The following is a 21,927-nucleotide window of genomic DNA, read 5'->3' as shown; positions in this document are numbered from 1 at the left end:
GGGGCGTCCGGGGTGCCGGGGCCGGCCGGGCGGGTGCGCTGCGCGGCGGGCGAGGGCACCTGGCCGCCGGGGCCGTTGTGCTCGTTCACGAGCGCCAGCACCTCCTCGACGTCGAGGTCCTCGGCGTCCTCGCCGGTCCGGGTGGAGCGGGCGGTCATCCGGCGTCCGGCCGGGTGTCCGGCGTGGCGTCCGGGGCGGCGTCGGCCTTGGCGTCGGCGGCCTCCTCGGCCCAGCGCTGGGCGAGGGCGGCGGCCTTGCGGGAGGCCTCGGCGACGGCTTCGGGACCGCCCCCGGCCCGGCCGGCGGCGTAGCCGACGAGGAAGGTGGTCAGCGGTGCCGCGGGCCGGGCCACGCCGTGGGCGGCGTCGCGGGCGAGGTCGAGCAGGACGCCGGTGTCGACGTCGAGGTCGATGCCCAGCTCGTCCTTGGCTGCGGAGATCCATTCATCCAACACGTGCCCATGCTCCCTGATGCGTGCCCTGGCGGTGGCGATGTCGTCCCAGGTGTCGCAGTCGAAGGACGCGACGGGGTCGGGGACGCGGGTGAGGTCGAGGCCGGCCGTCAGTCGGCGCAGCGGAAGGCCGGTGAGGCCGGTGTGCTCCTCGGTGAGACCGGACAGCCCGCGGTGCAGTGCGGGGCTGCGGTAGGCGGCGACGAGGGGTTGGTCGCGGCCGTCGGCGTCCGTGAGGAGGGCGCCGTCGGCGGTGCCCGCGCGCAGGGCCGCGAGCAGCCGCCGTACGGTCGGCGCGCCGAGGAAGGGCAGGTCGGCGGAGAGGACGACGACCTGTTCGGCGGTGGTGTGGCGCAGCCCGGCACCGAGCGCGGCGAGCGGGCCCGAGCCGGGCGGGTCCTCACGAGCCCACAGCACGGGCCGCGGGGTGGGACGCGGGTCGGCCACGACAACGGTCGTGCGCGCGTCGGCGCAGGCGGCGAGCACCCGGTCGAGCAGCGCCCGCCCGCCGACCTGCACACCGGGCTTGTCCGCGCCGCCGAGCCGCCGCGCGGCGCCCCCGGCGAGCACGACGGCGTCGTATGCGGTGCCGAGGACGTCCGAGCGCTCGTACGAGGTCACCCCATGAGTATGCGTGCCGTCGCGATCACAGGGAACGTGCGGGTGGTCCCTGCGTCACAGGGTGCGCAGCAGCACCGCGGGCTGTTCCACACAGTCCGCGACGTACTGCAGGAAGCCGCCCGCCGTGCCGCCGTCGCACACCCGGTGGTCGAAGGTGAGCGAGAGCTGGACGACCTGGCGCACCGCCAGCTCGCCCTCGTGCACCCATGGCTTGGGGACGATGCGGCCGACGCCGAGCATGGCGGCCTCGGGGTGGTTGATGATCGGCGTGGAGCCGTCGACGCCGAACACGCCGTAGTTGTTCAACGTGAAGGTGCCGCCGGTGAGTTCCCCGGGTGTGAGCCCGCCGGTGCGGGCCGCCTCGGTCAGCCGGGCGAACTCCGCGGTGAGCGACTCGGCATCGCGCGCGTGGGCGTCCCGTACGACCGGTACGACCAGGCCGCGTTCGGTCTGCGCGGCGAAGCCGAGGTGCACGTGGTCGAACTGGACGACCTCCCTGGCCGCTGTGTCCACCGTGGAGTTGAGCTCGGGGAAACGGGCGAGGGCGGCGGTGCAGATCCTGGCCAGGAGGGCGATCAGGGAGATCTTGGCCCCGCCCGCGGCGTTCATCGCGGCACGCGCCCGCATGAGCTCGGTCGCGTCGACGTCCACCCAGCAGGTCGCGTCCGGTATCTCGTGCCGGCTGCGGGAGAGCTTGTCGGCGACGGCACCGCGGATGCCCTTGAGGGGGATGCGGATTTCCCCGGGGGCGGCCGGGGCGGTCACCCGGGCGGCCGGGGCCGGTGCCGGTGCCGGTGCCAGGGGGCGTTGCGCGGCGGCGCGCAGCGCGTACTCGACGTCGGCGCGCAGGATCAGCCCGTCGGGGCCGGAGCCGGTCAACTCCCGCAGGTCCAGGCCGTTCTCACGGGCGAGGCGGCGGACGAGGGGCGAGATGACCGGTACGGGGCCATCCGGCCTGGCCAGGACACCTTCGGTCCCGGCCACGACACCTTCGGGCCTGGCCGTGTCCGGGACGACGGCCGTGGCCAGCGTCCCGTTGTGCCGCTGCGGTCCCCGCCCCACGGCGGGCGCGATCCTGCCGTCGGCCCCGTCGTCGGCGGGTCCTGGGGCGGATCCTGGGGCGGACCGGCCGGGCATCGTCGGACGCACCCGCCGCCTGCGCGCCGGAGGCGCCCCGGTGCCGTATCCCACCAGCACGTTCCCGGAGCCCTCGGGCTCGCCGTCGGAGGACTGCGGGCCCACCGCCACCGTCAGCAGCGGGGCGCCGACGGGAAGTTCGGTGCCCTCCTCGCCGAAGCGGGCGGTGACCACACCGCCGTAGGGGCAGGGCACCTCGACCATCGCCTTGGCCGTCTCGACCTCGACGACCGGCTGGTCGATGGCGACGACGTCGCCGACCTCCACCAGCCAGCGGACGATCTCCGCCTCGGTGAGGCCCTCCCCGAGGTCGGGGAGCTTGAACTCCAACACCTGTGCCATCAGCTCTCGGCCTCCCACTGCAGACGCCCGACGGCGTCCAGGATCCGGTCCACGCCGGGCAGGTGGTGACGCTCCAGCATCGGCGGCGGGTACGGGATGTCGAACCCGGCCACGCGCAGCACGGGCGCCTCCAGGTGGTGGAAGCAGCGCTCCGTGACCCGGGCCGCGATCTCCCCGCCCGGGCCGCCGAACCCGCCCGACTCGTGCACGACGACCGCGCGCCCGGTGCGCCGCACCGAGGCGGCGACCGTCTCGTCGTCGAACGGCACCAGCGAGCGCAGGTCGACGACTTCGAGGTCCCAGCCCTCGGCCCGCGCCGCCTCGGCTGCTTCGAGGCAGACGGGCACCGACGGTCCGTACGTGATGAGCGTGGCGCTCCGGCCCGGGCGCCGCACCACCGCGCGGCCTATCGGCTCTACGGCCGCCGGCTCCTCGGGGTTCCAGGTGTCCTTCGACCAGTACAGCCGCTTGGGTTCGAGGAAGACGACGGGGTCGTCGGAGGCGATCGCGGCCCGCAGCAGGCCGTAGGCGTCGGCGACGGTGGCGGGCGTGACGACATGGAGCCCCGGAGTCGCCATGTAGTACGCCTCGGAGGAGTCGCTGTGGTGCTCGACGCCGCCGATGCCGCCGCCGTAGGGGACGCGGATGGTGATGGGCAGGGGCATGGCGCCGCGGGTCCGGTTGCGCATGCGGGAGACGTGGCTGATGAGCTGCTCGAACGCCGGGTAGGCGAACGCGTCGAACTGCATCTCCACCACGGGGCGCAGGCCGTACATCGCCATGCCGACCGCCGTGCCGAGGATGCCGGCCTCGGCGAGCGGGGTGTCGGTGCAGCGGTCCTCGCCGAACTCCTTCGCGAGCCCGTCGGTGACGCGGAAGACGCCGCCGAGGGTGCCGACGTCCTCGCCCATGACGTGCACGGACGGGTCGGCTGCCATGGCGTCGCGCAACGCGCGCGTGAGGGCCTGCGCCATGGTGGCCGGTTTGAGGGCGACGGTGGTCATCAGTGGCCGCCTTCCTGTTCCGCCGCGAGCTCGGCCGCCAGCATGGCCTGCTGTTCGCGCAGTTGCGGGGTGGGCTCGGCGTAGACGTGGGCGAAGAGGTCCATCGGGTCGAGCACCGGGTCCTGGTTCATGCGTTCGCGCAGGTCGGCGGCCATGGTCTCGGCGGCCTCGCGCGCCTGCCGCATCCCGTCCTCGTCGATGAGGCCGCGCTCGGTCAGCTCGTGCTCCAGGAGGGTGATCGGGTCGTGCGCGCGCCAGGCCTCGACCTCGGTGTCGCCCCGGTAGCGGGTGGCGTCGTCGGCGTTGGTGTGGGCGTCGATGCGGTAGGTGATCGCCTCGACCAGCGTGGGGCCGCCGCCCTCGCGCGCGTGTCGTACGGCGTCGGTGAGGACCTCGTGCACGGCGGCCGCGTCGTTGCCGTCGACCAGGCGGCCGGGCATGCCGTAGCCGACGGCCTTGTGGGCCAGCGACGGGGCCGCGGTCTGCTTGGCCAGCGGGACGGAGATCGCGAAGCCGTTGTTCTGGACCAGGAAGACGACCGGGGCCTGCCAGACGGCGGCGAAGTTCAACGCCTCGTGGAAGTCGCCCTCGCTGGTGCCGCCGTCGCCGACCATGGCGAGCGCGACGACGTCGTCGCCCTTGAGGCGGGCGGCGTGCGCGAGGCCCACGGCGTGCGGGAGCTGGGTGGCGAGCGGCGTCGACAGGGGCGCCACGCGGTGCTCGCGCGGGTCGTAGCCGGTGTGCCAGTCGCCGCGCAGGAGGGTGAGCGCCTGCACGGGATCCAGGCCGCGGGCCACGGCGGCGAGGGTGTCGCGGTAACTGGGGAAGAGCCAGTCGCGCTCCCGCAGGGCGAGCGCGGCGGCGACCTCGCAGGCCTCCTGGCCGGTGGTGGAGGGGTAGACGGCGAGCCGCCCCTGCTTGGTCAGCGCGGTGGCCTGCGCGTTGTAACGGCGGCCGCGCACCAGCTCGGCGTACAGGCGGCGCAGCAGCGCCGGGTCGGCCTTCGCCGCCCGCTCGGTGCCGAGAACGCGGTAGGGCTCCGCGTCGGGCAGCAGCGGCGCGGGGTCGGTGCGGGGCTGCCAGGCGGGCGGCGGCGATGGCCGATACGCGCCCCGCTGCTCCATGACCGTCATGACGGCACCTCCTCGTGGGAGCGGCTACGGGAGGCGCGTCGGCTGTGACCCGCCTCACCTACCGATTGTTCGGTCGTCGGCACATTTTGGCTACAGGCCCCTTCAGGCTGTGGACAATCGGTTCTGCACAACCTCAAATGAACGCAGTACGTCCATGGTAGGGAGGCGGGGGGACATGGCACCTGAACAAATGGCCGAGGGACCGGAGGGCACGGTCTCCCTGCCGCCGCCCCGCCCCCTCGACGCGATCGATCTGGACATCCTGCAGATGCTCCAGGCCGACGGCCGGGCGTCGATACGGTCGGTCGCCGAACGGGTCCACGTCTCGCGCGCCAACGCCTACGCCCGCATCAACCGCCTCCTCGAGGACGGCGTCATCCGCGGTTTCGGCGCCCGCGTCAACCATGAGCGCGCAGGTCAGGGCACGTCGGCGTACATCACCCTGAAGATCGTCCAGAACTCCTGGCGCACGGTGCGCGAGCAGCTCAGGCAGCTGCCCGGCGCCTCGCACATCGCGCTGGTGGGCGGCGACTTCGACGTGCTGCTCCTGGTCCACACGTCGGACAACAGGGCCCTGCGCGAGCTGGTCCTCACCCGCCTGCAGGCCATGCCCGAGGTCCTGAGCACCCGCACGCTGCTGGTGTTCGAGGAGGAGGACCTGGAGCCGCAGGGCTGACCTCAGGGGCGGCGAAGCCCCGAGAACACCAACTGCACGACCGCGTCCGCCACTTCGCGCTCGTTCATCCCCCGCCCGTCCGGGCGGTACCACTCCACGATGGAGTTGATCATCCCGAAGACCAGCCGGGTGGCGAGCCGCACCTCCACGTCGCCGCGCACGTCCCCGTCGGCGGCCGCGGCCTTCAGCAGCTCGGCGACCCGGTGGTCGAAGTCGCGGCGGCGCTCCAGGGCCCACCGCTCGGTGTCGGTGTTGCCGCGCACCCGCAGCAGCAGGGTGACGTACGGGAGCTCGCCGATCAGCACCTCGACCATGCGCCGTACGACGTACTCCAGCCGGCCGGAGGCCCGCCCCACGCGCGCGTGCTCCTCGTCGAGGATGCCGAAGAGGCCGTCCAGCGCACGGCTGACGGCGCGGCGCAGCAGTTCCTCCTTGCCGGCCACGTGGTGGTAGATCGACGACTTGGAGATCCCGGCCGCCCGGGACAGGTGCTCCATCGAGGTGCCGTCGTAGCCGCGCTCGTTGAAGACCTGCACGGCGACGGACAGCAGCGTCTCCGGGGTGTACGTGTCGCGCTTGGCCGTCGTCATGACTGGCTGCCCTCCCGCTTGTCGGAGGCGTACGCGTGGCGGTACAGCGCGAGGGAGGGCGCGTAGCGGCCGGAGGGGTCGCGCAGGTGCAGGTCGTCGAGGAGGGCGTAGGCCCAGTTGCGGCCCAGCCTGCGGCTCCATTCGAAGGGGCCCAGGGGGTAGTTGACGCCCAGCCGCATCGCCGTGTCGACGTCCTCCTCCGTCGCCACCCCCTTGGCGACCGCGTCGTGCGCGAGGTCGACGATGCGGGCGACCGTGCGGGCCACGATCATCCCCGGCACGTCCCCGATGACGCTGACGTCCTTGCCGAGCGCCTGGAAGAGGCCGGTGGCCTCGGCGAGGGTCTGCGGGGCGGTGTCCTGGGAGGCGGACAGGGCGATACGGGTGGCGCGACGGTAGTCCAGGGCGAGGTCGAAGTAGACGACGTCGCGGAACTCGACCGAGGTCTGTCCGTCGGCGAGCGCGAGCTGGCCGCCGCTCGGCAGGACCAGCCGGGTGCCGTGGTCCTCTTCCTCCTCACGGACCTGGATGCCCGCCTCGCGGATCAGCGAGAGCAATTCGGAAGCGGGGCCGAGGTCGCCCTCGGCGACGACGTACGCGGGCGCCTGGGCCCTCTCCGCGGTGTGCGGTTCGGCGCGCTCGGCTCCGTCGGAGTGGTCGTACCAGCCGTGCCCGCTCTTGCGGCCCAGCCGGCCCGACTCGACCAGGCGGCGCTGGGCCAGCGAGGGCGTGAAGCGCACGTCCTGGAAGAAGCTCTGCCACACCGAGTGCGTGACGGACTCGTTGACGTCCTGGCCGATGAGGTCGGTCAGCTCGAAGGCCCCCATCCGGAAGCCGCCCGACTCGCGCAGGATCGCGTCGATGGTGGCGGGGTCGGCGCCCTGGGCCTCGTAGACCGCGAAGGCCTCGGCGTAGAACGGCCGGGCGATGCGGTTGACGATGAAGCCGGGGGTGTCGGCGCAGGCGACCGGCGTCTTGCCCCAGGCGCGGGCCATCTCGTACGCGCGCGTGGCCGAGGTGACGTCGGTGGCGAACCCGGAGACGACCTCGACCAGCGGCAGCAGCGGCGCGGGGTTGAAGAAGTGCAGGCCGACGAAGCGGCCGGGGTGGCGCAGGGCGCCGCCGATCGCGGTGACCGACAGGGACGAGGTGTTGGTCGCGAGCAGACAGTCCTCGTCGACGATGTCCTCGAGCGCCCGGAACAGGTCCTGCTTGGCGTCCAGCCGCTCCAGGACCGCCTCGACGACCAGGGAGCAGTCGGCGAGCTCGGCGAGGTCCTCGGCGGGCAGCAGACGCTCCCGCGCCGCGTCGCGCTCGGCACCGGTGAGCCGGTCCTTCTCGACGAGCCGGTCGAGGCGGGCGCCGATCGCGTCGGCCGCTTCCCGGGCCCGCCCGGCGAAGGCGTCGTACAGCCGTACGCGGTGGCCGGCGACCAGCGCGACCTGGGCGATGCCCTGGCCCATGGTGCCGGTGCCGACGACGGCCACGGGGCTGCTGAGGTCCAGTGCTGTCATGTGCGCGATCCTCCCGCACGGGGTTTTCCACAGATGCGGCGGACCCCCTTGTACCGACCGATCGTTCGGTTACTCTAACTCTGACCGGCTGTTCCTGCCCATATTTCTGCCCAGGTCATGAGCTCGACGGAGAGTTCACAAGACGAGGAGTTGGTCCCGCATGGCCGCCGAACTGACCGCGCACGAGCTGATCACCAAGCACCGGCCCACCCTCGATCAGGCGCTGGAGGCGATCCGCACCCGCGCGTACTGGTCCCCGCACCCCGAACACCCCAAGGCCTACGGTGAGAACGGCAGTCTGGACATGGCCGCGGGCAAGGCCGCCTTCGACGCGCTGTCGGGCACCCGCCTCGACCTCGGCCAGCCCGGTACGGACGGCTGGGTGGGCGGCGAGGTGTCGCCGTACGGCATCGAGCTGGGCGTGGAGTACCCGCACGCGGACGTGGACGTGCTGCTGCCGGCCATGAGGGCGGGCCAGAAGGCGTGGCGGGACGCGGGCGCGGAGGTGCGCGCGGTGGTGTGCCTGGAGATCCTGGGGCGGATCAGCGACCGCACGCACGAATTCGCGCACGCGGTCATGCACACCTCCGGCCAGGCGTTCATGATGGCGTTCCAGGCCGGCGGCCCGCACGCGCAGGACCGCGGCCTGGAGGCGGTGGCGTACGCGTACGTGGAGCAGGTCCGCACGCCCGACACCGCGGAGTGGACCAAACCGCAGGGCAAGCGGGACCCGCTGGCCCTCACCAAGCAGTTCACGCCCGTGCCGCGCGGGATCGCGCTGCTGATCGGCTGCAACACCTTCCCGACGTGGAACGGCTACCCGGGCCTGTTCGCCTCCCTGGCCACCGGCAACGCCGTCCTGGTCAAGCCCCACCCGCGCGCGGTGCTGCCGCTCGCGCTGACCGTGCAGGTGGCGCGCCAGGTGCTTACCGAGGCGGGCTTCGACCCGAACCTGGTGGCGCTGGCGGCCGAGCGGCCCGGCGAGGGCATCGCGAAGACCCTGGCCACCCGCCCGGAGATCAGGATCATCGACTACACGGGTTCGACGGCGTTCGGCGACTGGCTGGAGGCCAACGCCCGTCAGGCGCAGGTCTACACGGAGAAGGCCGGCGTCAACACCGTGCTGGTGGACTCGGCGGCGAACTACAAGGGCATGCTCGCCAACCTCGCCTTCTCGCTGTCCCTCTACAGCGGCCAGATGTGCACCACCCCGCAGAACCTGCTGATCCCCCGCGACGGCATCCGCACCGACGAGGGCCCGAAGACCTTCGACGAGGTGGTCGCCGACCTCGCCCACGCGGTCGACGGCCTGCTCGGCGACGACGCGCGCGCGAACGCGCTGCTCGGCGCGATCGTGAACCCGGACGTGAAGTCCCGTCTGGAGGCGGCGGCCGGACTCGGCGAAGTAGCCCTCGCCTCGCGGGAGATCACCAACCCCGAGTTCCCGGGCGCGGTCGTGCGCTCTCCCGTGATCGTCAAGCTGGACGGCGCCAAGCCGGACGACGAGGCCGCCTACATGAGCGAGTGCTTCGGGCCGGTCTCCTTCGCGGTCGCCGTGGACTCCACCGCGGACGGCGTGGAGCTGCTGCGGCGCACCGTCCGTGAGAAGGGCGCGATGACGGTCGGCGCGTACACAACCAACGAGGAGGTCGAGCAGTCCGTCCAGGAGGTCTGCCTGGAGGAGGCGGCCCAGCTGTCGCTGAACCTGACGGGCGGGGTGTACGTCAACCAGACGGCCGCGTTCTCCGACTTCCACGGCTCGGGCGGCAACCCGGCGGCGAACGCCGCGCTGTGCGACGGCGCCTTCGTGGCGAACCGCTTCCGGGTGATCGAGGTCCGCAGGGAGGCGTAGGTCCGCCGCCGGGCGGGCGGGAATCCAGGGCCTAGAAGCCCGTCAGGCTCCAGTGGTAGAGCGTCATGGCCACGCTCGTCGCCAGGTTGTAGCTGGAGACCTGCGGGCGCATCGGCAGGGCCACCAGGTGGTCGGCACGCGCGCGCAGTTCGGCGGACAGGCCGCTGCGCTCGGAGCCGAAGGCGAGGACGGCGTCGTCCGGGAGCTTGATGCCCCGGACGTCGTCGCCCTCCGGGTCCAGGGCGAACAGCGGTCCCGGCGGCAGTTCCTCGACGGACACCCGCTCCACCGCGGTCGCGAAGTGCAGGCCCGCGCCGCCGCGCACGACCGTGGGATGCCAGGGGTCGAGCGTGCCGGTGGTGACGACCCCCGTCGCGCCGAAGCCGGCGGCCAGGCGGATCACCGCGCCCGCGTTGCCGAGGTTGCGCGGGTTGTCGAGAACCACGACGGGAGTGGCGCGCGGGGTGTGCGCCAGCTTCCGGAGATTGGCCTCGCGGGAGGGCCGTACCGCCAGCGCGGCCACGGCGGTGGGGTGCGGGCGCGGGACCAGGCTCCGGTACGTCGCCTCCGGCACCTCCGTCAGGAGCGCGGCCAGCGTCTCGCGTACGTCGGACGCCAGCTCGTCCGCGAGGGCCAGCGCCGCCCGCCGGTCGGCGGTGACCGCCACCGGGACCTCGGCACCGAAGCGCACGGCGTGCTTGAGGGCGTGGAAGCCGTCCAGCAGGACGGCGCCCTCCGCGAGCCGGCGCCAGGTGCCGAGCGGTTCCGGGGCGGGGTCGGTCATGACGTGCAGCCTACGTGCGCGCGAGGCGCGCTCACGCCGTGGAGCTCGCGTGCGTGGGTTCGGCGCTCTCCGCGGCCCGTGGCTCCGGCAGCGGCGTCCGGCCGGTCCGCGCGCGTACGCGGTCACGCGCGCGTGCCGCTGTTCCGCCCAGCAGAAGCAGGAACGACGTCGGCAGGAAGACGGCGTCCGTCGCGATCATCGCCAGCGAGAAGAACGGCAGCCCGAGGACCACGGCGATCACGGCGTGCTCGGTCATCATCACCGCCAGCAGGGCGTTCTTCAGCCGTCGGTTGAGCAGCGTGAACGGGAAGGCGACCTGCACGATCACGGTCCCGTAGGTCACGAGCATCACCATGGTGCCGCTGGACGACATCAGGTCGCCGAGGGCGGGCCAGGGCGAGAAGTAGTCCAGGTGGAGCGGGTAGTAGACGGCGGTGCCGTCCTGCCAGCGCGTGCCCTGGATCTTGTACCAGCCGGCCGTGGAGTAGATCATGCAGGCCTCGGCCATGATCACCAGCAGGGCGCCGTTGTGCGCGAGGTTGGCGACGACGTCCAGCAGGATGCGCGGCTCCCGGCTCTTGGCCCGGTGTGCCACCACCCACCACACGGCCTGCCCCACCCACATCACCCACAGGATGACGGGCACGGTCGGGTCGATCCCGTCGAAGCGGCCTCCGGCCGTCACCGCGACCAGCGCGAAGCCGAGCGCGGCCCACAGGGCGGGACCGGTCCGGTCCACCACCCGCTCCCCACGCGCGCGTGCCTCGTCGGCGAGGCGCCTGCGCCGCGCGTCCAGCGACCACACCTGGCCGCACCGGGTGAAGACCAGGTACACGGACATCAGGTGCAGGACGTTGTCGCCGCCGTCCCCGATGAAGACGCTGCGGTTCTGCAGCGAGACCACCCCGACCATGAACAGCACGGACATGGCCCGGGTGCGCCAGCCCAGCAGCAGCAGCGCGCTCGCCAGGACGGCGATCACGTAGAGCAGCTCGAACCAGATCTGGGTGTCCGACCACATCAGGGCCGTGAAGGCGCCGTTGAGGGTGACGAGTTCGTGGGCCAGGCCCCAGTTCCACGGGGCGTTCGGGCCGTACATCTCCTGCCGGTGCGGGAACTCGCGCAGCAGGAACAGCAGCCAGGTCGCGCTGAAGCCGATGCGGATCACGGCGGACTGGTACGGACCGAGAGCCGACTCGGTGATGCGGGCGATGCCGGCGGAGACCGACAGGGCGAAACGGTTCACTCGGCACCCCCGGCGGTGTCGGCGGCCGTCACGGGCCACCAGGGCAGCATGCGGTACATCGGCTGGTTCGAGACCCTCTCCGTGCTCCACGGCGGCGGTGGCACGTTCGTGGTGCTCGAACGGACCTGGACCTGGGTGATCGTCCCGCCCTTGCCGGCCGCGGCGTCGCGGGCCAGCCGCAGCACCACGATGCGCCGCATGTACGTCTCGGCGAGCGAGCCGCGCGTGCCCGTCGCCCGGTTGGAGGCGTCGTGCGTGGCGACGAAGAAGTCCCAGGCGCGGCGCAGTTCGTTCTGCTGGGTGTGGCTCGGCACCGGGTTGGCGTCGATGGCCCTGCCGTCCTCGGCGGACAGGTCGTACCAGCCGGTGGTGCGCACGCCGCCGTCCGCCGTCTTCACCTCGGCGCGGACCTGGACCGCGATGTTCTGCTGCAGCGGGTTCGGCGCGAACAGCTTCCAGTTCTGCTCGAACTCCGGGTAGATCCAGTCGTCGATCGCCTTGCCGTGCTCTTTGGTGAGCGTGTTCGACGGCGCGACGTGCAGGAACACCATGCCGATGTGCACGAACACGGTGACGGCGACGACGGCCACCGCCACCGCGGCGGCTATCCGATAGCGGAACGACAGGGCGGCGACGCCGCCGCGGGGTTCGGGAGAGGTGTCGGTGACGACGACGGTGAGCGGCCCGTCCGCGTCCTCACCGGCCGCCGGGCCGTGTTCGCCCGGGGATGCCTCCGACCGGGGACCGGGCAGCCCGGCCGGCCGCTCGCCGCCGTCGAGCGTCGGTTCCGATCCGCTGTCCGCCCCGCCCCGAGCAACCGACTCGGACCCACCACCCGACCCGGCCGGTTCCGACCCACCACCCGACTCACCTCGGCCGGCCGGTTCGGCCCCACCCTCCGGCTCGCCCCGGCCGGCCGGTTGCGGTCCGTCGGCCGGCTCGGGCGCCCCGCCGGGCCCGTCCAGCCCGTGCCGGGCGTGCGAGCCAGTGTCGTACGCGTCCATTCCGCCCCGTTTCCCGTTCCTGTCCGTCTTCCGGCTGTTCCGGCTGCCCGTCTTCCGGTCGGCCGACGGCGGGCGCCGAGTCGCCCGTACGCCGCTCCACCGCAGTCGCACGGAACGGTACTCAGACCCGCTTGCGACGCACAGCCCCCACCCGCCCCAAGCCCGTGGTCCACAGGGCCCGGCCGCAGGTTATCCACAGCGGTTGACACCTTACGGCGCCCGACCCACCATGGAATCGCACGGACCGAACGATCGGTCGGTAGACAGTTCCGGGCAGAGCCCAGGTCGAGGGGGCCATATGGCGACAGCAGCCGCGCACCAGACGTACGGCGCCGAGGAGGCGGGCGCCGGCACCGCCGCGTACGAGCGCGCCTTCGACGCCGCCGTGGCCGCCGACGAGCGCATCGAACCGCGGGACTGGATGCCCGACGCCTACCGCGCGACGCTGGTGCGGCAGATGGCCCAGCACGCCCACTCCGAGATCATCGGCATGCAGCCGGAGGCCAACTGGATCACCCGCGCCCCCTCCCTGCGCCGCAAGGCCATCCTGATGGCCAAGGTCCAGGACGAGGCGGGACACGGCCTGTATCTGTACAGCGCGGCCGAGACGCTGGGCACCAGCCGCGAGGAGCTGCTCGACAAGCTCCACGCCGGCCGGCAGAAGTACTCCTCGATCTTCAACTACCCGACCCTGACCTGGGCGGACGTCGGCGCGATCGGCTGGCTGGTGGACGGCGCCGCGATCACCAACCAGGTGCCGCTGTGCCGCTGCTCCTACGGCCCGTACGCCCGCGCGATGGTCCGTATCTGCAAGGAGGAGTCCTTCCACCAGCGCCAGGGGTACGAGCTGCTGCTCGCCCTCAGCCGCGGCACCCCGGAGCAGCACGCGATGGCGCAGGACGCGGTCGACCGCTGGTGGTGGCCGTCCCTGATGATGTTCGGCCCGCCCGACGACGAGTCGGCGCACTCCGCCCAGTCGATGACGTGGAAGATCAAGCGGCACTCGAACGACGAGCTGCGCCAGCGCTTCGTCGACATCTGCGTCCCCCAGGCGGAGTCGCTGGGCCTGGCCCTGCCCGACCCCGACCTGAAGTGGAACGAGGAGCGTCAGCACTACGACTTCGGCCCGATCGACTGGTCGGAGTTCAAGGAAGTCCTCAAGGGCAACGGGCCGTGCAACGAACAGCGGCTCACCCAGCGCAGGCGGGCCCACGAGGAGGGCGCCTGGGTGCGGGAGGCGGCCGCCGCCTACGCGGCCAAGCACAACGACACCACGGGAGCGATGCAGGCATGACCAACACCGACTGGCCCCTGTGGGAGGTCTTCGTGCGCTCGCGCCGGGGCCTCGCCCACACCCACGCCGGCAGCCTGCACGCGCCGGACGCCGAGTTCGCCCTGCGCAACGCCCGCGACCTGTACACCCGGCGCGGCGAGGGCGTCTCCATCTGGGTCGTCCCGTCGGCCGCGATCACCGCGTCCTCGCCGGACGAGAAGGACCCGTTCTTCGAGCCGGCCGCCGACAAGCCGTACCGGCACCCGACGTTCTACGAGATCCCGGAAGGGGTGAAGCACCTGTGACGGCAGCCCCGGCGACGCCCGTTCCCACGACCGCCGCCCTCGCCCTCGGCGACGACGCCCTGGTGCTCTCCCACCGCCTGGGGGAGTGGGCGGGCCACGCCCCCGTCCTGGAGGAGGAGGTCGCCCTCGCGAACATCGCGCTGGACCTGCTCGGCCAGGCCCGCGTGCTGCTGTCCATGGTCGGCGACGAGGACGAGCTGGCGTACCTGCGCGAGGAGCGGTCCTTCCGCAACCTCCAGCTGGTCGAGCAGCCCAACGGCGACTTCGCCCACACCATCGCCCGCCAGCTGTACTTCTCCACCTACCAGCACCTGCTCTACACCGAACTGGCGGCCGGTGACGGCCAGTTCGCCGGCCTGGCGGCCAAGGCCGTCAAGGAGGTCGCCTACCACCGCGACCACGCCGAGCAGTGGACCCTGCGGCTCGGCGACGGCACGGACGCCAGCCGCGAGCGGATGCAGCGGGCGACGGCGGCCCTGTGGCGGTTCACCGGCGAGATGTTCCAGCCGGTGGAGGGACTGGACGTCGACCTCTCGGCGCTGGAGGCGGCCTGGCTGGAGGCCGTCGGGGGCGTGCTGCGCCGGGCGACCCTCACGGTCCCCGAGGGCCCCAGGTCCGGCGCCTGGACGGCCGGCGCGGGCCGGCAGGGCGTGCACACCGAGTCCTTCGGCCGGATGCTCGCCGAGATGCAGCACCTGCACCGCAGCCACCCGGGGGCGTCATGGTGACGGCCACCGGGACGACGGCGCTGGAGGCGGAGCTGCTGGGGATCGCCGGTTCGGTCCCCGACCCCGAGCTGCCCGCGCTCACCCTGCGGGAACTCGGTGTGGTCCGCGCGGTGCACCTGCGCGCCGCGGACTCGGTCGAGGTCGAGCTGACGCCGACGTACACCGGCTGCCCGGCGCTGGAAACGATGTCCCTGGACATAGAGCGGGCGCTGCACGCGCACGGCATGCGCGAGGTCGAGGTCCGCACGGTGCTCGTCCCCGCCTGGTCGACCGACGACATCACGGACGAAGGGCGGCGCAAGCTGCGGGAGTTCGGGATCGCGCCGCCGCGCACCCGGGCGGCGGCCGGCCCGGTCCCCCTGTCACTGGGGCCGACCCGGATTGCCGACGACGGCCCGGAGACCGGCTCGGCCCCGAGCCGGGCCCTCGACGCCGACCCCGTCCACTGCCCCCACTGCGGCTCCCCCGACACCGAGCTGCTCAGCCGCTTCTCCTCCACGGCGTGCAAGGCGCTGCGCCGCTGCCTCGCCTGCCGGGAACCCTTCGACCACTTCAAGGAGCTGTAGATGGCCCGCTTCCACTCGCTCCCCGTGGCAGCGGTCGAACGGCTCACCGACGACTCCGTGGCCCTCACCCTCGCCGTGCCGCCGGAGTTGCGCGAGGAGTACCGCCACGCCCCGGGCCAGCACCTCGCGCTGCGGCGGAGGGTAGACGGCACGGAGATCCGGCGCACGTACTCGATCTGCTCCCCGGCACCGGCCCCCGGCGACCCGGGCCCGGCCACCCTGCGGGTCGGGGTGCGGCTGGTCGACGGCGGCGCCTTCTCGACGTACGCGCTCAAGGAGATCGACCTCGGCGACGAGCTGGAGGTGATGACACCGGCCGGCCGCTTCACCCTCGACCCGGCGCCCGGTCTGTACGCGGCCGTCGTCGGCGGCAGCGGCATCACCCCGGTGCTCTCCATCGTCTCGACGCTGCTCGCGCGCGAACCGGGGGCCCGCTTCTGCCTGATCCGCAGCGACCGTACGGCCGCCTCGACGATGTTCCTGGAGGAGGTCGCCGACCTGAAGGACCGCTACCCGGACCGGCTGCAGCTGGTGACGGTGCTGTCCCGGGAGGAGCAGCAGGCGGGGCTGCCGTCCGGGCGGCTCGACCAGGAGCGGCTGACGGGCCTGCTCCCGGCACTGCTGCCGGTGGGGCAGGTGGCGGGATGGTTCCTGTGCGGGCCGTACGGGCTGGTGCAGGAGGCGGAGCGGACGCTGCGCGCGCTCGATGTCCCGCGCGCCCGCATCCACGAGGAGATCTTCCACGTGGACACCGCCGCCCCGGCCGCCGCACCCGCGGCCGCCCCGGCCCACAGCTCGGTCACCGCGCGCCTCGACGGCCGCGGCGGCACCTGGCCGGTGCGGGAGGGCGAGTCCCTGCTGGAGACGGTCCTGCGCAACCGCCCCGACGCGCCCTACGCCTGCAAGGGTGGGGTGTGCGGGACGTGCCGGGCGTTCCTGGTCTCCGGCGAGGTGCGCATGGACCGCAACTTCGCGCTGGAGAAGGAGGAGACGGAATCGGGCTATGTGCTGGCGTGCCAGTCGCACCCGGTGACGGAGAAGGTGGAGCTGGACTTCGACAGGTGAACCCCGGCGCCCACGGACGCCTGATCCCGCGGACGCCGGTGCCCGTGTGGGCCTGCGCCCGTGGACGCCGGTGCCCCTCACCACCCGCGGCCCACTCGCGGCCGACGGGCCCGTTCCCTTCTTCTAGAACCTGTTCTATCTTGACGGTCCGTCAGATCAGCGGACCCTCCGGAGGGACAGGACCGTGGACTTCACCTTCACCGAGGAGCAGCAGGCGGCGGCCGAGGCGGCACGCGGGGTGTTCGCCGGGGTCGCGCCGGACGCGGTGCCCTCCCCCTCACTCGTCGCGGGCGCCGTCGCCGACGACTTCGACCGCGCGCTGTGGGCGAAGCTCGCCGAGGCGGACCTGCTGAGCCTGCTCCTCGACGCGCGGTACGGCGGGGCGGGCCTGGACGCGATCGCGCTGTGCCTGGTGCTGCGGGAGTCGGCGAAGCACCTCGCCCGGGTGCCGCTGCTGGAGAGCAGCGCGGCCGCCGCTGCCGTACAGGCCCACGGGGGCGAGGAGTTGCGGTCGGCGCTGCTGCCGGGGGCGGCCCGCGGGGAGCTGGTGCTGACCGTCGCCGCGCACGGCCGTACCGGCCACGACCCGGCCGAACTCGCCGTGAGCGCACGGCAGGACGGTGACGAATGGCTGCTGGACGGTGTGCAGACCGCGGTGCCCTGGGCGCACAACGCCGACTTCGTGCTGCTGCCCGCCCGGACGGCCGAGGACCGGACGCTGCTGGCCGTGGTGTCGCCCGGCCACGAGGGGGTCTCACTCGCCGAGCAGGTCTCCACGTCCGGCGAGCGGCTCGGCGAACTGCGCCTGGAGTCCGTGCGCGTCGCGGCCCGCGACGTCATGGACGCCGACGGCGCCTGGGACGGGCTGCGCGACCTGCTGACCACCGGGACATGCGCCCTCGCGCTCGGGCTGGGCGAGCGCGTTCTGGCGATGACCGGCGAATACGCGGGCAAGCGGGAGCAGTTCGGGCACCCGATCGCCACCTTCCAGGCGGTGGCCGTGCAGACCGCCGACCGCTACATCGACCTGCGGGCCATGGAGGCCACGCTCTGGCAGGCGGCCTGGCGGATCGCCTCCGGCGCACCCGGTGCGCTGCCCGCCTGCGGGGACGTGGCCGTCGCCAAGATCTGGGCGTCGGAAGGGGTGCGCCGGGTCGTGCAGACGGCACAGCACCTGCACGGCGGCTTCGGGGCGGACGTGGAGTACCCGCTGCACCGCTACCACGCCTGGGCCAAGCACCTGGAGCTGTCGCTCGGCCCGGCGGCCGCGCACGAGGAGGCCCTCGGCGACCTGCTGGCGGCCCACCCCCTGGGCTGACCGCCCGCCACGCCTCCTACAGCACGAACCCCGGCTGGCCCTCGTCCGTCACGACGGGCCGGCCGGCGGCCGCCCACACCTGCATGCCGCCGTCGACGTTCACCGCGTCGATGCCCTGCTGCACCAGGTACATGGTGACCTGGGCCGAGCGGCCGCCGGAGCGGCAGATCACGTTGACGCGCCCGTCCTGCGGCGCGGCCTCGGTCAGCTCGCCGTACCGGGCCACGAACTCACTGATGGGGATGTGCAGGGCGCCCTCGGCGTGCCCCGCCTTCCACTCGTCGTCCTCGCGGACGTCCAGCAGGAAGTCGCCGTCCTTCAGGTCGCCGACCTCGACGGTGGGCACACCAGCTCCGAAACTCATGCCCCGACGCTACCCGACGCCACCGGCCACGAAAGCGCCCGCCCGGCCGGCGCGGACCGGCCCGGTCAGCCGCCCAGCAGCTCGGCCAGCTCCCGCTCCCGCTGCGCCACGTCCGCCAGCAGCTGCTCGGCGATCTCCTCGAGAAGGCGGTCGGGGTCGTCGGGGGCCAGCCGGAGCATCGAGCCGATCGCGCCCTCCTCCAGATCCTTGGCGACCAGCGAGAGCAGCTCCTTGCGCTGGGCCAGCCATTCGAGCCGGGCGTAGAGCTCCTCGCTGCGGCTCGGGCCGCGCTCGGCCGGCGCCGGGCCCTTGGCCCACTCCTCGGCCAGCTCCCGCAGCAGCGTCTCGTCACCACGGGCGTAGGCGGCGTTCACCCGGGTGATGAACTCCTCGCGCCGCTGTCGCTCGGTGTCGTCCGGGGCCAGATCGGGGTGGGCCTTGCGGGCCAGTTCGCGGTAGAGCTTGCGGGCCTCGTCGCTGGGGCGGACCCGCTGCGGGGGCCGCACCGGCTGGTCGGTGAGCATCGCGGCGGCCTCCGGGAACAGCCCCTCCCCGTCCATCCAGCCGTGGAACAGCTCCTCCACCCCCGGCATGGGCATGACCCGGGCGCGGGCCTCGTCCGCCCGGCGCCGGTCCTCCGGGTCACCGGAGCGCTCGGCCCGCGCCTCGGCGATCTGGGCGTCCAACTCGTCCAGGCGGGCGTACATCGGGCCGAGCTTCTGGTGGTGCAGCCGGGAGAAGTTCTCGACCTCGACCCGGAAGGTCTCCACCGCGATCTCGTACTCGATCAGCGCCTGCTCGGCGGCGCGCACGGCCCGCTCCAGGCGCTCCTCGGGGCGCGGCGCACCGTCCTCGGGCGTCGCCTGCTCCTCGCCGGCGACCCCACCCTGCTCAGCTTCCGGGCTCGTCACCCGACCAGCCTAGGCCACGGCGGTGCCGGGCCCGCCCCGCGCGGCGCCTCAGGCCCTCACAGCCCTCGGCGCACGCTCCGGCATCCCAGCCGTCCGCACGCCCACGCCCGCCTCGCCGGCGTCCTCACACGCCCGTCTCGTCGGCGTCCTCAGACGCCCGTCTCGTCCACGTCCCCACACGCCCACCTCGTCCACGTCCCCACACGCCCACCTCGTCCACGCCCTCAGACGCCCGTCTCCGCCGCGACCCGCCCCGACCGCACCGCCGCCACCAGATCCGCGTGGTCCGCCTCGGTCCGGTCGGCGTACGCGACGGCGAAGTCGGCGATCGCCTCGTCCAGTTCGTCGTTCTTGCCGCAGTAACCGGCGATCAGCCGCGGGTCGGCACTGTGGGAGTGGGCGCGGGCCAGCAGGGCGCCGGTCATGCGGCCGTAGTCGTCGATCTGGTCGGCGGCCAGGGCGGCGGGGTCGACGCTGCCCTTGCGGTTGCGGAACTGCCGTACCTGGAAGGGCCGGCCGTCCACCGACGTCCAGCCCAGCAGGATGTCGCTGACGACCTGCATACGCTTCTGGCCGAGCACCACCCGGCGGCCCTCGTGCTCGACGGCCGGCGCCTCGAAGCCGGCGGTCACCAGGTGCGGGACCAGGGCCGACGGCCGCGCCTCCTTCACCTGCAGCACCAGCGGCTCGCCCCGGTGGTCCAGCAGCAGGACGACGTAGGAGCGGGTGCCCACGCTGCCGGTGCCCACGATCCGGAAGGCCACGTCGTGCACCGCGTGCCGGGCCAGCAGCGGCAGCCGGTCCTCGGAGAGCGTCCCCACGTACTGTTCGAGGGCCGCAGCGACCGCGGCCGCCTCCTCGTCGTCCACCCGCCGCAGCACCGGCGCCGCGTCCACGAAGCGGCGCCCGCCCTCCTCGGTCTCCTCCGTCGCCTTCGCCGCGAACCGCCCGCTGGTGTTGGCCCGCGCCTTCTCCGAGACGCGCTCCAGGGTGCCGAGCAGGTCGTGGGCGTCGGTGTGGGAGACGAGCTCCTCGTCCGCGATGGCGTTCCACGCGTCCAGCACCGGCAGCTTGGCCAGCAGCCGCATGGTGCGGCGGTAGGCGCCGGTCGCGTCGTACGCGGCCTTGCGGCAGCACTCCTCGTCCGCGCCGGCCTCCCGGCCCGCGAGCACCAGGGAGGCGGCGAGCCGCTTGAGGTCCCACTCCCAGGGGCCGCTGACCGTCTCGTCGAAGTCGTTCAGATCGATGACCAGGCCGCCGCGCGCGTCCCCGTACAGACCGAAGTTCGCGGCATGCGCGTCTCCGCAGATCTGCGCGCGGATCCTCGTCATGGGTGTACGCGCGAGGTCGTAGGCCATCAGGCCCGCCGAGCCGCGCAGGAAGGCGAAGGGCGTCGCGGCCATCCGGCCCGCCCGTATCGGCGTGAGCTCGGGGATCCGGCCGCGGTGGGACTCCTCGATCGCCGCGACGGCGTCGGGCCGGGCGGCGTCCAGGTCGAGCGCGGCATGCGCGGCGCGCGGGACTGGCCCGCGCAACGCCTTGCCCTCCTGCTTGGGCGACCCCTCCACGGGCCACTCGGCGAAGCCGCGCACCCGGGGCAACCGGCGCACGCCCGTCCCCGCAACACCCTCAGTCACACCGACCGCCTCCCCCGCACATCCGCGCACGCGCACCCACGAACATCAACTCGTGGAGACCGTACAGCCGGTGGCCGAGACGCGTCAGAGCCTGTGGACAACTCTCGCCTGTGGAAAACCCAAGCGGCCGCGCCCAAGGGACATCCGGCGGCCGGACCCGAGGGGCATCGGGCGGCCCGACCCGAGGGACATCCGGCGGCCGGGCCCAAGGGGCATCCGGGCGTCCAGAGCCGACGGACACCGTGTGATTGTCCTCACCAGGTAATACGGCTCACACTCTCCCGGACAACGCGGAAGCCCCCAGGTCCGAGACCTGGGGGCTTCCGGCTGGTGCGCGAGGGGGGAGTTGAACCCCCACGCCCTTGCGGGCACTGGAACCTGAATCCAGCGCGTCTGCCTATTCCGCCACCCGCGCATTGGGTGTGTCCTCCGGCTCCCGGCTCTTTCGGTCCGGCGCCTTCCGACACGCAGAACATTAGCACGCTGGCGGGGGTGGGTTCACATCCCTTACCCCGGGGCAGCCGCCGACCAGGGAGCTCTCCCGATCCGGCCCCGCCCCGGTCGATCATCGGAGCGCTCCGTTCCGTATCAAGGAGTGCCGGTTCTCGTATCAACCTCGTACCGGTACGGCCCGTCTCCACAGGAGCCGGGCAGGGTCCACAGTCAGGTGCGGGACACTTGTCTGCGGCCGCCTCTACGATCCTGGGCAGAAGGAGTTCGAGGGACGAGTTCGAAGGGGAGCTTCGGAGGGAACCTCCGGAGGGAACTTCGACCGGCGTCGACACCCGTCGACGGGGCCGACAGGGGGAACCAGCCGATTACCCGGCGCGTGGATACGATCAGTAAGCAGTACCAGGCAGTGCAGTACCCGCAAGGCGGGAAGCAGGACGACAGAGACTACGGAGGAGGTGCCCCATGGGAGTCCTGAAGAAGTTCGAGCAGCGTCTCGAAGGTCTGGTCAACGGCACCTTCGCCAAGGTGTTCAAGTCCGAGGTCCAGCCCGTGGAGATCGCGGGCGCGCTGCAGCGCGAGTGCGACAACAACGCGACGATCTGGAACCGCGAGCGGACCGTCGTCCCCAACGACTTCATCGTGGAGCTGAGCACGCCGGACTTCGAGCGGCTCAGCCCCTACTCCGGCCAGCTCGGCGACGAGCTCGCCGGCATGGTGCGCGACTACGCCAAGCAGCAGCGCTACACCTTCATGGGCCCCATCAAGGTCCACCTCGAGAAGGCGGACGACCTCGACACCGGCCTGTACCGGGTGCGCAGCCGTACGCTCGCCTCCTCCACCAACCAGCAGGCCCCCGGATCCCCGGCCCCGGCGGCCCCGCCCGCTCCGGCCGCGGGCCGTCCCGGCGGTTACGGCTACCCGCCGGCCGCCGCCCCGGCGGGGGCCCCGCCCAT

At 73.0% G+C, this 21,927-nt stretch carries 21 protein-coding genes and 1 tRNA gene; 9 read left to right on the top strand and 13 right to left on the bottom strand.

Annotation, left to right across the window (positions count from 1 at the left end; all coding sequences use genetic code 11):
- Positions 1–154: 154 nt before the first annotated feature.
- Genes M8J74_RS40380 through pdhA form a run of 4 tightly spaced genes read right to left on the bottom strand, consistent with a single transcriptional unit; the run spans position 155 to position 4,688 of the window.
- Positions 155–1,072 carry an NTP transferase domain-containing protein gene (locus tag M8J74_RS40380; protein WP_249841177.1) on the bottom strand — a complete coding sequence of 306 codons (918 nt, stop codon included), beginning with the start codon at positions 1,070–1,072 and terminating at the stop codon, positions 155–157.
- A gap of 54 nt (positions 1,073–1,126) precedes the next feature.
- Positions 1,127–2,551, bottom strand: coding sequence for a dihydrolipoamide acetyltransferase family protein (locus M8J74_RS40375; RefSeq protein ID WP_249841176.1), 1,425 nt, complete (start codon positions 2,549–2,551; stop codon positions 1,127–1,129).
- Positions 2,551–3,555, bottom strand: coding sequence for an alpha-ketoacid dehydrogenase subunit beta (locus M8J74_RS40370; RefSeq protein WP_058924254.1), 1,005 nt, complete (start codon positions 3,553–3,555; stop codon positions 2,551–2,553). Before M8J74_RS40370 ends, M8J74_RS40375 begins: the two co-directional genes overlap by 1 nt.
- Complete coding sequence (gene pdhA, locus M8J74_RS40365) at positions 3,555–4,688, bottom strand: pyruvate dehydrogenase (acetyl-transferring) E1 component subunit alpha (RefSeq protein WP_249841175.1); 1,134 nt, start codon at positions 4,686–4,688, stop codon at positions 3,555–3,557. Before pdhA ends, M8J74_RS40370 begins: the two co-directional genes overlap by 1 nt.
- A gap of 190 nt (positions 4,689–4,878) precedes the next feature.
- Between pdhA and M8J74_RS44735 the strand changes: the two genes are divergently transcribed.
- Complete coding sequence (locus M8J74_RS44735) at positions 4,879–5,364, top strand: Lrp/AsnC family transcriptional regulator (RefSeq protein ID WP_283949200.1); 486 nt, start codon at positions 4,879–4,881, stop codon at positions 5,362–5,364.
- Positions 5,365–5,366: 2 nt separating this feature from the next.
- On the opposite strand, the gene M8J74_RS40345 is transcribed toward M8J74_RS44735, so the two are convergent.
- A complete protein-coding gene (locus tag M8J74_RS40345; protein WP_200701900.1) occupies positions 5,367–5,954 on the bottom strand; it encodes a TetR/AcrR family transcriptional regulator in 588 nt (195 codons plus the stop codon).
- Positions 5,951–7,468 carry a 3-hydroxyacyl-CoA dehydrogenase gene (locus M8J74_RS40340; protein ID WP_249841174.1) on the bottom strand — a complete coding sequence of 506 codons (1,518 nt, stop codon included), beginning with the start codon at positions 7,466–7,468 and terminating at the stop codon, positions 5,951–5,953. The genes M8J74_RS40345 and M8J74_RS40340 overlap by 4 nt, the downstream gene beginning before the upstream one ends.
- A 160-nt stretch (positions 7,469–7,628) precedes the next feature.
- Between M8J74_RS40340 and paaN the strand changes: the two genes are divergently transcribed.
- A complete protein-coding gene (gene paaN / locus M8J74_RS40335; protein ID WP_249841173.1) occupies positions 7,629–9,320 on the top strand; it encodes a phenylacetic acid degradation protein PaaN in 1,692 nt (563 codons plus the stop codon).
- Positions 9,321–9,351: 31 nt separating this feature from the next.
- On the opposite strand, the gene M8J74_RS40330 is transcribed toward paaN, so the two are convergent.
- From M8J74_RS40330 to M8J74_RS40320, 3 genes are read right to left on the bottom strand one after another with little or no spacing between them, the layout of a single operon-like run.
- A complete protein-coding gene (locus tag M8J74_RS40330) occupies positions 9,352–10,104 on the bottom strand; it encodes a TrmH family RNA methyltransferase (protein WP_249841172.1) in 753 nt (250 codons plus the stop codon).
- A gap of 31 nt (positions 10,105–10,135) precedes the next feature.
- Positions 10,136–11,350 (bottom strand): HTTM domain-containing protein, encoded by a 1,215-nt coding sequence (locus tag M8J74_RS40325; RefSeq protein ID WP_249841171.1) that lies wholly within the window; start codon positions 11,348–11,350, stop codon positions 10,136–10,138.
- Complete coding sequence (locus M8J74_RS40320; protein WP_249841170.1) at positions 11,347–12,354, bottom strand: DUF5819 family protein; 1,008 nt, start codon at positions 12,352–12,354, stop codon at positions 11,347–11,349. The genes M8J74_RS40325 and M8J74_RS40320 overlap by 4 nt, the downstream gene beginning before the upstream one ends.
- A gap of 298 nt (positions 12,355–12,652) precedes the next feature.
- Here M8J74_RS40320 and paaA point away from each other — a divergent pair, with 298 nt between their 5' ends.
- From paaA to M8J74_RS40290, 6 genes are all read left to right on the top strand, one after another.
- Positions 12,653–13,648 (top strand): 1,2-phenylacetyl-CoA epoxidase subunit PaaA, encoded by a 996-nt coding sequence (gene paaA / locus M8J74_RS40315; RefSeq protein ID WP_249841169.1) that lies wholly within the window; start codon positions 12,653–12,655, stop codon positions 13,646–13,648.
- Positions 13,645–13,932, top strand: coding sequence for a 1,2-phenylacetyl-CoA epoxidase subunit PaaB (gene paaB, locus M8J74_RS40310; protein WP_058924264.1), 288 nt, complete (start codon positions 13,645–13,647; stop codon positions 13,930–13,932). The genes paaA and paaB overlap by 4 nt, the downstream gene beginning before the upstream one ends.
- Positions 13,929–14,660, top strand: a complete 732-nt coding sequence (gene paaC, locus M8J74_RS40305) for a 1,2-phenylacetyl-CoA epoxidase subunit PaaC (RefSeq protein WP_249841168.1) — start codon at positions 13,929–13,931, stop codon at positions 14,658–14,660. The genes paaB and paaC overlap by 4 nt, the downstream gene beginning before the upstream one ends.
- Entirely contained in the window at positions 14,654–15,226 is a 573-nt protein-coding gene (gene paaD / locus M8J74_RS40300; RefSeq protein ID WP_249841167.1) for a 1,2-phenylacetyl-CoA epoxidase subunit PaaD, read from the top strand. The genes paaC and paaD overlap by 7 nt, the downstream gene beginning before the upstream one ends.
- On the top strand, positions 15,227–16,291 hold the full coding sequence (locus M8J74_RS40295; RefSeq protein WP_249841166.1) for a 2Fe-2S iron-sulfur cluster-binding protein: 1,065 nt from the start codon (positions 15,227–15,229) through the stop codon (positions 16,289–16,291).
- Between the two features lie 184 nt (positions 16,292–16,475).
- Entirely contained in the window at positions 16,476–17,609 is a 1,134-nt protein-coding gene (locus M8J74_RS40290; protein WP_249841165.1) for an acyl-CoA dehydrogenase family protein, read from the top strand.
- 16 nt (positions 17,610–17,625) lie between these two features.
- On the opposite strand, the gene M8J74_RS40285 is transcribed toward M8J74_RS40290, so the two are convergent.
- From M8J74_RS40285 to M8J74_RS40270, 4 genes are all read right to left on the bottom strand, one after another.
- Entirely contained in the window at positions 17,626–17,955 is a 330-nt protein-coding gene (locus M8J74_RS40285; RefSeq protein ID WP_058924269.1) for a rhodanese-like domain-containing protein, read from the bottom strand.
- A gap of 83 nt (positions 17,956–18,038) precedes the next feature.
- Positions 18,039–18,884: a J domain-containing protein gene (locus tag M8J74_RS40280; RefSeq protein WP_058924270.1), complete on the bottom strand. Its 846-nt coding sequence runs from the start codon at positions 18,882–18,884 to the stop codon at positions 18,039–18,041.
- A gap of 224 nt (positions 18,885–19,108) precedes the next feature.
- The gene (locus tag M8J74_RS40275) at positions 19,109–20,521 is read right to left on the bottom strand and encodes a DUF2252 domain-containing protein (protein WP_249841164.1); all 1,413 of its coding nucleotides are present in this window, start codon (positions 20,519–20,521) and stop codon (positions 19,109–19,111) included.
- Between the two features lie 328 nt (positions 20,522–20,849).
- A tRNA-Leu gene (locus tag M8J74_RS40270) sits at positions 20,850–20,936 on the bottom strand.
- 500 nt (positions 20,937–21,436) lie between these two features.
- Here M8J74_RS40270 and M8J74_RS40265 point away from each other — a divergent pair.
- On the top strand, positions 21,437–21,927 hold a 491-nt coding region (locus M8J74_RS40265), incomplete at its 3' end, for a DUF3662 domain-containing protein (RefSeq protein WP_249841163.1).

This window comes from Streptomyces panaciradicis (assembly GCF_023516615.1).
Taxonomy (GTDB): Bacteria; Actinomycetota; Actinomycetes; order Streptomycetales; family Streptomycetaceae; genus Streptomyces; species Streptomyces panaciradicis.
Note: the sequence above shows the minus strand (reverse complement) of the source record. Positions and strands in the feature narration are given on the sequence as shown.